General features: G+C 65.3%; 12 protein-coding genes. 10 read left to right on the plus strand and 2 right to left on the minus strand.

The genetic code is table 11. The annotated features are described in order from the left end of the window. The first annotated feature begins 38 nt into the window (after nt 1-38). The 9 genes from BJI69_RS13520 to BJI69_RS13565 all read left to right on the plus strand — a co-directional run bounded on the left by BJI69_RS13520 (nt 39) and on the right by BJI69_RS13565 (nt 10843). Entirely contained in the window at nt 39-1754 is a 1716-nt protein-coding gene (locus BJI69_RS13520) for a methyl-accepting chemotaxis protein (RefSeq protein ID WP_046968487.1), read from the plus strand. A gap of 3 nt (nt 1755-1757) precedes the next feature. After that, nucleotides 1758-2633 (plus strand): CheR family methyltransferase, encoded by an 876-nt coding sequence (locus BJI69_RS13525; RefSeq protein WP_046968486.1) that lies wholly within the window; start codon nt 1758-1760, stop codon nt 2631-2633. Then, the gene (cheD, locus tag BJI69_RS13530; protein ID WP_046968485.1) at nt 2630-3289 is read left to right on the plus strand and encodes a chemoreceptor glutamine deamidase CheD; all 660 of its coding nucleotides are present in this window, start codon (nt 2630-2632) and stop codon (nt 3287-3289) included. Before BJI69_RS13525 ends, cheD begins: the two co-directional genes overlap by 4 nt. Nucleotides 3290-3346: 57 nt before the next feature. Continuing rightward, complete coding sequence (locus BJI69_RS13535) at nt 3347-4447, plus strand: protein-glutamate methylesterase/protein-glutamine glutaminase (RefSeq protein WP_046968484.1); 1101 nt, start codon at nt 3347-3349, stop codon at nt 4445-4447. Nucleotides 4448-4462: 15 nt separating this feature from the next. Further along, complete coding sequence (locus tag BJI69_RS13540; protein WP_046968483.1) at nt 4463-5641, plus strand: methyl-accepting chemotaxis protein; 1179 nt, start codon at nt 4463-4465, stop codon at nt 5639-5641. 11 nt (nt 5642-5652) lie between these two features. Then, nucleotides 5653-5958, plus strand: a complete 306-nt coding sequence (locus BJI69_RS13545) for an STAS domain-containing protein (protein ID WP_181016718.1) — start codon at nt 5653-5655, stop codon at nt 5956-5958. A gap of 465 nt (nt 5959-6423) precedes the next feature. After that, nucleotides 6424-7908, plus strand: coding sequence for a collagen-like triple helix repeat-containing protein (locus BJI69_RS13555; RefSeq protein ID WP_078023188.1), 1485 nt, complete (start codon nt 6424-6426; stop codon nt 7906-7908). A 79-nt stretch (nt 7909-7987) separates the two neighbouring features. Further along, nucleotides 7988-9655: a ShlB/FhaC/HecB family hemolysin secretion/activation protein gene (locus BJI69_RS13560; protein ID WP_046969214.1), complete on the plus strand. Its 1668-nt coding sequence runs from the start codon at nt 7988-7990 to the stop codon at nt 9653-9655. Nucleotides 9656-9736: 81 nt separating this feature from the next. Beyond that, a complete protein-coding gene (locus BJI69_RS13565) occupies nt 9737-10843 on the plus strand; it encodes a catalase family protein (protein WP_046969218.1) in 1107 nt (368 codons plus the stop codon). Between the two features lie 21 nt (nt 10844-10864). Here BJI69_RS13565 and phbB read toward each other — a convergent pair whose 3' ends face one another. Both phbB and gluQRS read right to left on the minus strand, forming a co-directional pair. Further along, complete coding sequence (gene phbB / locus BJI69_RS13570) at nt 10865-11605, minus strand: acetoacetyl-CoA reductase (protein ID WP_046969217.1); 741 nt, start codon at nt 11603-11605, stop codon at nt 10865-10867. Nucleotides 11606-11662: 57 nt separating this feature from the next. Further along, the gene (gluQRS, locus tag BJI69_RS13575) at nt 11663-12535 is read right to left on the minus strand and encodes a tRNA glutamyl-Q(34) synthetase GluQRS (protein WP_046969213.1); all 873 of its coding nucleotides are present in this window, start codon (nt 12533-12535) and stop codon (nt 11663-11665) included. 207 nt (nt 12536-12742) lie between these two features. On the opposite strand from gluQRS, the gene htpX reads away from it, so the two are divergent. Beyond that, nucleotides 12743-13633: a protease HtpX gene (htpX, locus tag BJI69_RS13580; RefSeq protein WP_046969212.1), complete on the plus strand. Its 891-nt coding sequence runs from the start codon at nt 12743-12745 to the stop codon at nt 13631-13633. Nucleotides 13634-13721: the final 88 nt, after the last annotated feature.

Consider the following 13721-nt stretch of genomic DNA (forward strand, 5'->3'; position numbering starts at 1 on the left):
CGGTTAGTCCTTGCCGCACTTTGCCGATTGGAACCGTGATGAAGAAGTTCAAGTTCAAAGTCCCCGCCCTGACCGTTCGTGGCCGCCTGTACGGCGTGCTCGGCCTGCTCACGCTCATGCTCCTGGGTGGTGCCGCTGTCGGCCTGGGTGCGATGCACTTCCAGAACGAAGGCATGCGCCAGATCTATGAGGAGGAGCTCGCTCCGACCGAGATGCTGAGCCGCGTGAACACCGATGCGCTGATGTCCTTCGTCGTGCTGGGCGAGGCCGCCACCAAGGTCAGCAACAAGGACCAGGTGAAGCAGAAGGTCGCGGAGTTCCAGAAGTATCAGGACGAGATGGTCAAGCTGAAGGCCGATTTCGTGAAGCTGCCGATGTCCGCCGACGTCAAGAAGCTCTACGACAAGTGGCAGTCCACCAACACCGATTACGAGCAGGCCAAGGCCGACATGATCGACGCCCTGAACCAGGGTGACGAAGGGTCCAGCGACGTGCTCGAACTGCAGGTTCGTCCGCTCCTGATGGATCGCCAGAGCCAGCTCGGCAAACTGATCGAAGCCAAGCGCGATGAAGCGGCGGCGATCTATGCGAAGGAATCCGCCCAGTACAAGACCGTCCGTGCACTCAGCATCGGCTCGCTGGCTGTCGGCCTGTTCGTCTGCCTGCTGATCGGCGTCCTCGTCGTTCGCTCCATCATCCGCACGCTGTCGCACACCGTGTCCGTCGCGCACCAGATCGCCGAGGGCAAGCTCGGTCACGATATCCAGGTCACGCGCACCGACGAACTCGGCCAGCTGCAGGAAGCGTTCCGCGCCATGGACGAGCGCCTCAGCGCGATCGTCGGCGAAGTGCGTCACGGTTCGGGCTCGGTCAGCACGGCGGCGCAGCAGATCTCGCGCGGCAACGACGATCTCTCGCAGCGTACGCAGGAACAGGCCTCGAGCCTGGAAGAGACCGCCTCGTCGATGGAGGAAATGACCTCCACCGTGAAGCAGAACGCCGAGAACGCCAGCCACGCCAACCAGCTGGCCCGCGGCGCCCGCGAGCAGGCCGAGCGCGGTGGCGAAGTCGTCGCGCAGACGGTCGTCGCCATGCGTGAGATCAACAGCTCCAGCAAGAAGATTTCCGACATCGTCAGCCTCATCGACGAAATCGCTTTCCAGACCAACCTGCTCGCGCTCAACGCGGCGGTGGAAGCGGCACGTGCGGGCGAGCAGGGCCGCGGCTTCGCCGTGGTCGCGACCGAAGTGCGTAACCTGGCCCAGCGTTCGGCCGGTGCCGCGAAGGAAATCAAGGGCCTGATCAACGACAGCGCGAGCAAGGTCAAGGCCGGTTCCGAGCTGGTCGACCAGTCGGGCAAGGCACTCGCCGAGATCGTCGAAAGCGTGAAGAAGGTGACCGACATCGTCGCCGAGATCGCCGCGGCCAGCTCCGAGCAGTCGGCCGGTATCGACCAGGTCAACCACGCCGTGCTGCAGATGGACGAGATGACCCAGCAGAACGCCGCGCTGGTGGAAGAGTCGGCCGCCGCCGCCCGTGCCATGCACGAGCAGGCGAATGAGCTCAGCCGTCAGGTGTCGTTCTTCCAGATCGCCGGCCACGCATCGAACGCGCCCGCCGCCAAGGCGCCGCGCAAGGATGCCGCCCGCGAAGAGATGGAAACCGTGTTCGCCGCCGTGCGCAGCACGCCGGCACCGCGCGCCCCGCGTCCGGTCGAGTCGGCCGCCGACGCCGGTGTGTGGAAGGAGTTCTGATCGATGAATGCGCTCGTCAACAACGGCGATGCCGTCGGGCTGGCGGGCGCGACGGGACCGAATCTCGGCGAAAAAGAGTTCGGTTTCCTGCGTGAGTTCGTGTTGCAACACTGCGGCATCTCGCTGGGCGATCACAAACGGCAGCTGGTCCAGGGCCGTTTGCTGCGCCGCCTTCGTGCACTGAACCTCTCGGGCTTCGAGGCGTACTGCGATCTGCTACGCCGCGATCCCGAGGCGGAGCTCGGTGAGCTGGCCAGCTGCATCAGCACCAATGTCACCTCGTTCTTCCGCGAGATGCACCACTACGACATGCTCATCGACGAGCTCCTGCCGCGTTGGCTGGCAGAGAAGCGTGGCGGTGGTCGGCTGCGCATCTGGTCCGCGGGTTGCTCCACCGGTGAAGAGCCGTACGCTATCGCGATGGTGCTGGCCGAGGCCATCGAGCGCACCGGCATCCAGATCGACGCGAAGATCCTCGCCACCGATCTGTCGCCGCAAGCGCTCGAGGCGGCACGCAAGGGCGTCTACCCGGTGGATCGCCTGGGTGGCGTGAGCGATGCGCGGCGCAAGCGCTGGTTCCTGCGTGGCGAAGGTTCGTTCGATGGCTTCGTGCAGGTGCACCCGCGCCTGCGCGAGCTGGTCGCCATCCAGCCGCTGAACCTGCTCCATGAATGGCCGATGCAGGGCAAGTTCGACGCGATCTTCTGCCGCAACGTCGTCATCTATTTCGACAAGCCGACCAAACAGCGGCTGTTCTCCCGTTACGCCGGCATGCTGGAAAGCCACGGCTATCTGTTCCTGGGGCACTCGGAGTCCATGTATGGACTGTCCGAGGACTTCGATCTGATCGGCCGCACGGTCTACCGGAAACGCACATGAGCGACACGTTCGTCGCGCAGCCGAGGACGTTCATCGGCTTCGATCCGAAGAGCGTGCTGCCGGGATTCGAGCACGTTCGCCGCTTCTGGGATCCCGCCCAGGAAGTGGTTACGGTGAAGATTCTTCCGGGCGAGTATTACGTGAGCACCCAGGAAGAGATGATTTCCACGGTGCTCGGTTCCTGTGTGTCCGCGTGTGTTCGCGACGCACGGCGTCGTATCGGTGGGATGAATCATTTCATGCTGCCGGAGCCGGCCGGCGAGCGCGACAGCTGGACCTCGACGGTCGGCCGCGCAGCGCGCTACGGCAACGACGCGATGGAGCAACTGATCAACGCCATCCTCAAGGCTGGCGGCCGTCGCGACGATCTGGAAGTGAAGATTTTCGGGGGTGGACGCGTGCTGGCGACGATGACCGACATCGGCCAGCGCAACATCACCTTCGTCCAGCGCTACATCGCGACCGAGAACCTGAAGCTCTGCGCGGCCGATGTGGGTGACATCTACCCGCGCCAGGTGCAGTTCTTCCCGGTCAGCGGCAAGGTGCGCGTGCGTCAGTTGCGCGCCACGCACGACAACAATCTGGCCGATCGTGAGAAACGATACCTCAAGCGATTGGCCGACGATCCGATAAAGGGAGAGGTGGAACTGTTCTGACGCCTGTCGTCGGCAGTATCGCCTTCCACCATCCAGCTACCCGAGTCGCAAGCGCCCATGCAGAAAGTACGCGTCCTCATCGTCGACGATTCGGCCCTGGTCCGAAAGGTCCTGACGACCATGCTCGAGTCCGATCCGGGCATCGAGGTGGTCGGCACGGCCGCGGATCCGCTGATCGCCCGCGATAAGATCAAGCTGCTCAATCCCGACGTGCTCACGCTGGACGTCGAGATGCCGCGCATGGACGGCCTGACCTTCCTCGACAACCTGATGCGCCTGCGCCCGATGCCGGTGGTAATGGTCTCGACGCTGACCGAGCGGGGCGCCGACGTGACCCTGCGCGCGCTGGAACTGGGCGCGGTGGATTTCTTCACCAAGCCGCCGGCCGATCTCGCCAACACCTTCATGGACCACGCGCCGGAAATCTGCGCGAAGGTGCGCCTCGCCGCGGGCGCCAAGCCGCGTGAGCGCGCGGCGGTCAGCAAGCTGGACGTGGCCCCGCGCCTCTCCGCTGATGCCGTCCTGCCGCTCGCCCAGACGCCGGGCACGCGCGGTGGCACGCGCATCATCGCCATTGGCGCGTCCACGGGCGGTACCGAAGCGATCCGGGTGGTGCTCGAAGCGATGCCGCCGACCGCGCCGCCTATCGTCATCACCCAGCACATTCCCGCCGCTTTCAGCGGTCCCTTCGCCGCACGCATGGATTCGTGTTCCGCCATGCGCGTGATGGAAGCCCGCGACGGCCAGCCCATCCAGGCGGGCCACGCCTACATCGCGCCCGGCAGCCAGCACCTGCTGGTCATGTGGGACGGCGCCAAGCACGTCTGCCGTCTGCACGATGGCCCGCCGGTCAATCGTCACAAGCCTGCCGTCGACGTGCTGTTCCGTTCCATGGTCGCCAGCGTCGGCGCCGCGACCATCGGCGTGCTGCTCACCGGCATGGGCGACGACGGCGCCCGTGGCCTGGGTGAACTGAAGGAAATCGGTGCACCCACCCTGGTTCAGGACGAAGCCAGCTCGGTGGTCTGGGGTATGCCTGGCGCCGCCTGGAAAGCCGGTGCCGCCAACGAAATGCTTCCGCTCGACGCGATCGCTGCGCGCTTGCTCGCGCTCGCCCATACACCTGTTTCCGCCGCCGCCTCGCGCGTCGGCACCTGATAGCGAGACGTCATCATGCTTATCCCCAAGAACGAACGAAGCATCGGCTTTGCCGCCAGTGCCATCGCCCTGGTCCTCGTGCTGGTGTTCCATTCGGCCTGGGTCGCCCCGGTCGTCGTGGCACTCCTGACCGCGACCTGGATCGCGATCAGCCTGCGCCCGGCCGCGCTGCCGGACGTGGAGGTGGTGCTGCACTCGCCGTCTTCGGACGAAGCCTCGGTACGTGAGGCAATGGAAGACGTCCGCAGCGCCATCGTCGACGAGCTCGGCCACGCCAGCCGCGAACTGCACCAGGCACTGGATCTGCTGCGCGATGCCGTCGCCGAACTCGGTGGTGGCTTCAACGGCCTGTCACACAAGACCGGCAAGCAGCAGAAGCTGCTCAGCGAGATCATCGAGAGCGGTGGCAACGGCATCTCGGTGCAGGATTTCGCCTCGCGCACCGCCGGCTTGCTCGAGCACTTCGTCGGCCTGATCGTCCAGTTGTCGCGCGAGAGCCTGCGCATCGTCTACCGCATCGACGGCATGGCCAAGGAAATGGACGCCGTGTTCGCGCTGTTGAAGAACGTCAACACGATTGCCGAAGAGACCAACCTGCTGGCGCTGAATGCGGCTATCGAAGCGGCACGCGCCGGTGAATCCGGTCGTGGCTTCGCCGTGGTCGCTGGTGAGATCCGCAATCTCGCCCAGCACAGCAACCAGTTCAACGAAAAGATCGGTACCCACGTGGAGCGTTCGCGCACCGCGATGGAACAGCTTCGCGAGCTGGTCGGCCACATGGCCTCGCAGGACATGAACGTCGCGCTCTCGGCCAAGGGCGACATCGATCGCATGATGTCGACCATCACCGAATCCAACGCACGCACCAGCGCCGCCGCCGACGAAGCCGCTTCGATCAATCGCGGCCTCGGCAACGACGTCTCCACAACCATCCGCTCGCTGCAGTTCGAAGACATTCTCAGCCAGCTGCTGCACCAGACGCGCTCGCGCCTGGTCGAGCTGCAGGAAATCACCGCCGACTGCACGCGCGACATCGAAGAACTGGCCTGCGCGCCGGCCGATCCGGCCGAGCTCGGCGCCCGTGCCCAGCGCGTCCGCTCGCGCCTGGCCGAGCAGCGTGAGCGTGCCCGCTTGCGTTCACGTGGCCCCGCCCTCCAGCAGTCCATGGCTGCTGGCGACATCGACCTGTTTTAAGGGAAGCCCGCATGGCCATCAACGTTCACCACGACACCGAGCACGGCTGCCTGACCCTTCATCTGGGCGAGCGCTTCGACTTCTCCATCCACCGTGCCTTCCACGATGCCTGCCTGGGCGACGTCGCTGCCTCGCGCAGCTACGTGCTGGACCTGGAGCAGGTCACCGGCATGGACAGCTCCGCGCTGGGCATGCTGATGCTCCTGCGCGAACACGCGGGCGGCGATCGCGCCGAGATCCGTATCGTCAACGCCAGCGCCGACCTGCGTAACACCTTGCGTATCGCCGGTTTCGACAAGCTGTTCACCGTGCACTGAGCCTCTCAGGTTCCGAGTCAAAAGAAACGCCCCGGTCCCCCGGGGCGTTTTGCTTTTCTGCTGTTGTGGGAGCCGATTCATCGGCGATGCTCTTCCTTCGATGGGAAGCGAGGCCAGCAACGTGGGAGGAGCGCTGCTGCGCAGCGGGGTTATTTACTATTCGCCGATGAATCGGCTCCTACATTTACCTATTTGCCGATGAATCGGCTCTCACAGAATCGAACAGAAACGCGCATTACACGCAGTTTTCGCACTTCGTTCGATCCAAGTTCACGCGCTCACGATGCGGCTGAACAGATGGCCGAATCTGCTCTACGTATTCCTACCTAGCTGCCACTTTTGCGTACTGACACAGGGTTTGCAGGCGTTTGATGGATCCACGGTTGTGACGTGGGTCACATTCGATGTATCGCTCCCACAGGCAGGGGGCACTACCCAGAACGCCATGCGTTCGAGGAGTGAGTCGTGAGCGAACTCAAGTTCAGCAAGGTCTTCACCCGTACTCTTCTGGTCAGCTGCATCCTGGCTGCGTCGGTCTCCATGACGGCCTGCAGTGGGCACGGTTCGACGCGATCCGGCGGCGGTTCCTCGGGCTCGGTCAATCCGGGCGGTGCAGGCGGCTCCGGCGATGGCGGTGGCGGTTCGGGCACCGGCGGCGGAGATGGTGGTGGCACGGGAGGCACGGGCGGTGGCACCGGTGGTACCGGTGGCGGTACCGGCGGTACGGGCGGTGGTGATGGCGGCGGCACCGGCGGTGGCGGAACGGGCGGCGGGGGCACCGGTGGCGGCGGAACAGGCGGTGGCGGCACAGGTGGTGGTGGCACGGGAGGTGGCGGTACCGGCGGTGGCACGGGCACGGCAGCCCCAAGCAACGCCGTCGGCGCGATCGCGACTGGCGCCGGCAACATCGTGTCCTCGCTCGGCGGAACGATCTCGGGAATCGGCACGCAGCTGCCCTCGGTGACCGCACTGGGCGGCACGGCCGGCCTGACCAATGCGCTCGGCAGCACCGTCAACGACCTCGGTGGCGCGGTTACGGCGCTCGGTAACGGCGTCTCCGGTGGAATGGGCCAGATCGGCAATACGCCCAACCCGGTGGGTGGCACCACAGCGAGTCTCGACAACGTCGTTGTCGGTGCTGGCAATGCGGTACAGGACCTCGGCGCTGGCGTGGATACCGTGGGTGCGAATACACCGATCAGCCCGATCACCGCGACGGTCGCCGATGTCGTCCAGACGGCCGGCGGTGGCGTGGTGCAACTAGGCACGCAGCTCGGTGGTGCGCTCGGTTCGTCGCAGGCGAACACGGTGACGCAGCTGGTCAGCGACGTCGTCACGCCCCTGGCTGTTTCGCTCGGCAGCAGTGCATCGCCGGGCTCGTCCGGCAATCTCGTCGCTGCGACGGGTCTGGCCGCAGGCAATATGGCGGGTGGCGTGAGCCAGGGAGTGAATGCGCTGGGCACGACCGTTTCCAACAATGCGGCGCCCGGTGCGCTGGGTGGCCTCTCGCAACCTTTGGGTGGCGCACTGATCGGCACGGCTGACGTCCTCAGCGTGGCGAGCAACACGCTCACGCATGGTCCCGGCACGGCGGGCCCCAGCAGTGCCACGCCGATTCCCACCACGCTCAACGGCGTTCCCGCGTTGATCGATAGCGCCGCCGCCCCGATCACCGCGATTGGTACCGGCGGCCTCAGCGGCCTGGCGCCGGTGACCACTCCGGTCGCCAATGCGCTGAACAGCGTCGGCAACGGGGTATCCAACGTCGTCAACGCGCCCGCGATCGCACCGGTCACGAACACGCTCAACACGGTCGTCAACAACGTGGCTTCCGCAACGGGCCTTTCCACGACCACGGGTACGGGTAGCAATAGCGGCCCCGCCGCAGATCCGGTGAGCAGCCTGCTGGGTCGCCTGAAGAACCTCGGTAAAGGCAATAACGGCTTGTAATGGCGATCGGCGCGGGCAGTGTTCGACGCTGCCCGCGCTTCGTTGTACATCGCATAAGTCATCGTTCCAGGGGGTATAGATGAATCGATGGCTCGGCTGCCTGTTAGGCATGTCCGTCGTGTGTTCCACCCAGGCGCAGGTTCGCGCGCCGGCCAATCCACTCCAGACCCTGCCGCGGACGGAGGCGCCCAAGGAAGCACCTTCGGTCACAGTGAATGTGCAGGCACCTAACCGGGCATTGGAGGCACTTCTCGCCAGTCACCTCACGCCGACACGTTTCGATGTGGTCGGGGTGCGTTCGATTCCCTTCGCCGACGTTGCCGCCGTCTTTGCCCCGATGCGCGGCAAGGATACGAGCGTCGGCCAGCTCGTCGCGGCAGCGGACAGCGTCACGGCGATGTACAAGAAAAAAGGCTACGCGCTGTCGTTCGCCTTCATCCCTGGCCAGACGTTCGCCGATGGGGTCGTGCGTGTGACCGTCGTCGAAGGTTATGTTTCCGGGCTCACCGTGCGTGGCGATGCGGGCAACCTCGAAGGCCGCATTCGTGCGATGGCGGCGCATATCGTGGACGAGCGTCCGCTGCGGCAGGACACCTTCGAACGCTATACGCAACTGCTCGGCGAGTTGCCGGGTGCCAAGGTCGCCGCCAACGTGCCGCCGCCGACCACGACGGACGGTGCGACCACGCTCGACCTGGACATTACGCGGCAACGCTATGATGCGAGCTACGGCATGGATCTCAACCATCCGGGCGCCCAAGGCGTGTTCACGGCGCTGGAGAACGGCGCCACACCCCTGGGCGAACAGCTGAGCGTCTCCACGCTGTTTCCGAACGGCGGCGGCCAGCGGCTGTATTCCGTGGCATGGGTCGAGCCGATCGGTTCGCGGGGCTGGCAAGGCCGCATCGACGGCAGTCACTACTGGGGCAGTCCCGACACCGACGACCAGCTGCCATCGTATCTCGATCATCGTCTCGCGCAGGAGCGTCTCGCGCTCACGGCCATCTATCCGCTGCTATTGAGCAACACCAAGCGGCTGAACCTGACCGTGGGTTTCTATGGGTCGACGCAGGATGATCGCTATCGCAATGTCGACACGGGCGCGATGATCTCGCTGCGATCGAGCGTGCGCGTGCTCAACGCGGAGCTGTCGTGGTTGAAAGCGACCGAGAAACGCAGCTCACAGTTCAGCTTTGCTGTCGCTCATGGATTCGATGGTCTTGGCGCGAGTTCGCGCGTGGCAACGAACTTTGGCGGCTCGCTCGCCGTCGCCATGCCCGATATCCAGTTCACCCGCTACACCATGAACCTGGCGTGGTCCGAGCAGTGGGCGCACAAGATCGGCACGGTGATTCGCGCCACCGGGCAGTACAGCAACAATGCCTTGCCATCGACCGAGCAGATCAACTTCGGCGGTCCGAGCTTCGCTTACGCGTACGACCCGGGCGACGCCGCAGGTGACAGCGGCTGGGCCGCATCGCTCGAAGTGAACCGGGCGTTCGTCTCGGGAACGCGTTGGGTGAAATCGATCGTGCCGTACGTGGCTTACCAGTCGGCCCGCGTCTATCTCAACGGTGCGCGGCCCTTGATCGACAAGCTCGACTCGGCGGCGATCGGCCTGCGGCTCTCGGACAACAAGCACTACACCGTCGATTTCGCGCTGGCCCAGCCCACCGGCGATCAACCGCCGGAGAGCAACAACCGCAACGTGCGGTGGAACCTGACGTTCAGCTACAAGTTGATGTAACACCGGTGAAACAGGGGGAAGGGACGCCCCCTTCACGACGGCAGTTGCAGGATGAAACGTCATCCCGCCGCCGAGATCGACATGCCCCTTTCCCTGAGCCCGCCGCCGATTCGCTTCGACGAATCCCTGGAGCACGTCGAGCCGGATGAGGCCGAGACGGCCGAACAGCTGATCGAGACGCTTACCGGCATCAACCAGACCACCCTCGAACACGAGAAGCACGCGCATCGCTCGGTGCATGCCAAGAGCCACGCATTGCTCACGGGGGAATTGATCGTTCCCGACGACCTTCCGCGCGAGCTCGCGCAGGGCATTTTCGCCAGGGCGGGGCGGTACGGCGTGGCCATGCGTCTGTCGACCGTGCCGGGCGACATCCTCGACGACAGTGTTTCGACACCCCGCGGGATGGCGGTAAAGATCTTCGGCGTCGATGGCGATCGTCTTCCGGGCAGCGAAGGCGATACGACGCAGGACTTCGTGATGGTGAATGGGCCCGCGTTCTCCGCGCCGACGGCGAAAAAATTCGCGGGTACGCTGAAGCTGGTCGCGGCGACGACGGATCGTGCGGAAGGTGCGAAGAAAGCGCTGTCCGCGGTCTTGCGTGGCACCGAACGTCTGGTCGAGGCCTTCGGTGGCAAGAGCGCCACCTTGCTCGCACTTGGCGGCCAGCCGGAGACGAATCCGCTGGGCGACAGCTATTTCAGCCAGGCGCCGCTGCGCTTCGGCGAGTACGTCGTGAAAGTGTCGATCGCACCTCGCTCACCGAACCTCACGGCGTTGACCGATGCCGAGCTCAACGTCAACGGCAAGCCCAACGGCCTGCGTGACGCCATGATCGAGCACTTTGCGCGTGAGGGCGGCGAATGGGATGTGCGCGTGCAGTTCTGCACGGATCTCGAGACCATGCCGATCGAAGACGCGTCGGTGCCCTGGCCGGAAGAGAAAAGTCCCTACATCGACGTGGCGCGCATCGTCGTGTCGCCGCAGCCGGCGTGGAACGAGGCACGGCGGCTTGCGATCGACGACGGGCTGGCCTTCAATCCCTGGCACGGCATCGTCGCGCATCGGCCCCTGGGCTCGGTGATGCGCGCGCGCCGGATCGCGTACAAGGTCATGGCGAAGTTTCGCGCGCACCACAACAAGGTGGCGATCCACGAGCCGAAGATGGTCGACGAGCTTCGGCTCTGAAACGGGGGCTCTGAACCGGGCCTACCAGCCCATGTAGTGGCCACCGTTGATGGCGAGGTTCGAGCCGGTGATCCAGCTCGAGTCCTCACTGGTCAGGAAGGCCACGGCGTGAGCGATCTCTTCCGGACGACCGAGGCGGCCCACCGGGATCTGCGAGATGATCTTGGCGCGGATGTCTTCCGGGACAGCCATGACCAGGTCGGTACCCACGTAACCCGGCGAGACCGTATTGACGGTGATGCCGAAGCGCGCGTTCTCCTGGGCCAGCGAGATGGTGAAGCCGTGCATGCCGGCCTTGGCGGCTGCATAGTTGGCCTGGCCGTACTGGCCCTTCTGGCCGTTGATCGAGCTGATCTGGACGATGCGGCCCCATTGGCGCGAGCGCATCCCCTCGATCACCGGGCGGGTCACGTTGAAGACGGCATTGAGGTTGGTGTTGACCACGTCCGTCCATTGCTGGAAGTCCATCTTGTGGAACGTGGTGTCACGCGTGATGCCGGCATTGTTGATGAGAATTTCGATCGGGCCGGCGAGATCCTCGATGCTGCGCACCATGGTGGCGGCGGAAGCAGGATCGGCCACGTCGCCGGGAACCATGACGACGTCGATGCCGTCGCGGATCATGTCTTCCCGCCAGGCGGCGGCCTTGGCCTCGTCGCGGTAGTTGGTCGCGACGCGATGGCCCTGACGCGCAAGGTAGCGCACGATCGCCGTACCGATGCCGCCCGTGCCGCCGGTCACCAGTGCCGTGCGTTGCGTAATGCCTTGCTTCATCCTCGCCCGTTTCCCGTAGTAGCCCGCTGCGCGGGCAAACGATTGTTATAGCGCCCCAATGCCCGCAAGACTACTGCGGCGGAGCGACGCAGGCTTGAACTCATTCAGCGCAGCGTGAAGCAGATCACGTGGTGTCACGGGGCCTGTCGGTGCCTTCACGCCTAGTCGATCCAGCGCCACCCGCAGGGCGGGCAGGGGATCGGCCGGGTCGACGGGCAAGGCGGCGGCCGACTTTGAGAGCTTCCGGCCGTCCGCATCCAGCACCAGGGGAAGATGAAGGTACCCGGGGGTGGGCAGGTCCAGGAGTCGCTGGAGATAGATCTGCCGGGCCGTCGATTCGAGCAGGTCGGCACCGCGCACCACGTGGGTAATGGCCTGCGCGCCGTCGTCGACCACGCAGGCGAGCTGGTAGGCCCAGAAACCTTCCACGCGGCGGATCACGAAGTCGCCGGCGATGTCGAGCAGGTTTTCGGCCTGGGGACCCTGTAGGTCGTCGTGCCAGTGGATCGTCTCGTCCGGCGTGCGCAGACGCCATGCTGGCGGCCGGATGGGGTCGGGTGCGGCAACGCACTGGCCGTGACGGTGCATGCCGCCGTGGACGGCCAGATCGGCCCGGCTGCACCAGCAAGGGAAGACGTGACCTGACGTCTTGAGCCGTTCGAAGGCCGCTTCATAGGCGTCGCCACGCTCGGACTGGTACATCACCGGGCCGTCCGGAGACAGGCTGAAGGCTTCGAGGGTGGCCAGGATGGAGGCGGCCGAGCCAGGAACCTCACGCGGCGGGTCGATGTCCTCGATGCGGACCACCCATTCGCCGCCGGCATGACGGGCGACCAGCCAGCTGCCCACCGCGGCGACCAGTGAGCCGAAGTGCAGGGCGCCGGTGGGCGACGGGGCGAACCGTCCGCGATAGCTCATAGGGGGACTAGGGACACGAGTTGAGACGTTTCTCACGGCGTGCATGACGCGAGGGCGACAGTGTAGGCGATGCCGTCGATCGCCGAGGCGCGCTGGGGCGCCATCCCATGAACGGCGCGGGCTACGGGGATTGAATCACAGGCGTTCGCCCCGAAAACTCACGCATGAGGCGGCGCCAAACAGACAGCCGCCGTGAGAGAAAAAGACATGTTCAAACGAATCGGGCTCTTCATCGCGACCAACCTCGCGGTCATTCTCCTCCTCACCATCGTCTGCCGCGTGCTGGGCATCGACCAATGGGCCGCCCAGCGTGGCATGGGCCTGTCAGGCCTGATCGTCTTCGCCTCGGTCTTCGGCATGGGCGGTGCGTTTATCTCGCTGGCCATTTCCAAGTGGATGGCCAAGTGGACCACCGGCGCCAAGGTCATCACCCAGCCGGCCAACGAAACCGAGCGCTGGCTGGTCGACACCGTGCGCCGCCATGCCGAGAAGGCGGGCATCGGCATGCCCGAGGTGGCGGTCTACGACGCCCCGGAAATGAACGCCTTCGCCACCGGCATGTCGCGCAACAACGCCCTCGTGGCGGTCAGCAGCGGCCTGCTTCAGCAGATGGACCGGGAACAGGTGTCGGCGGTCCTCGGTCACGAGATCGGCCACGTCGCCAACGGCGACATGGTCACTCTTACCCTGATCCAGGGCGTGCTCAACACGCTGGTGATCGTGCTGGCCCGAGTGGTCGGCCGAGTGGTCGACAGCTGGATGAGCGGCGGTCGCGAGCGCGACGGCGAGGGCGGCATCGGCTACTTCGTGGTGGTCATGGTCCTGCAGATCGTTTTCGGCCTGTTCGCCTCGATCATCGTGTCCTGGTTCTCCCGCTGGCGTGAGTTCCGTGCCGACGCCGCGGGTGCCAACCTGGCTGGCCGCGCCTCCATGATCTCGGCCCTGCAGCGCCTGTCCGCCAACCACGGCGACACCAGCCTGCCGCAGACCATCCAGGCCTTCGGCATCTCCGGTCACCTCGCCAGCGGCTTCAAGCGCCTGTTCATGAGCCATCCGCCGATCGAACAGCGTATCGCCGCCCTCCAGGCCGCCCAGTAAAGACATGTAGGAGCCGCTTCAGCGGCGAATGAGGGCGATGTGGGAGCCGCTTCAGCGGCGAAAAGCCAACGGAGCGGTGAAGCTGGAG

Origin of the sequence: Luteibacter rhizovicinus DSM 16549, assembly GCF_001887595.1 — a bacterium.
GTDB lineage: Bacteria > Pseudomonadota > Gammaproteobacteria > Xanthomonadales > Rhodanobacteraceae > Luteibacter > Luteibacter rhizovicinus.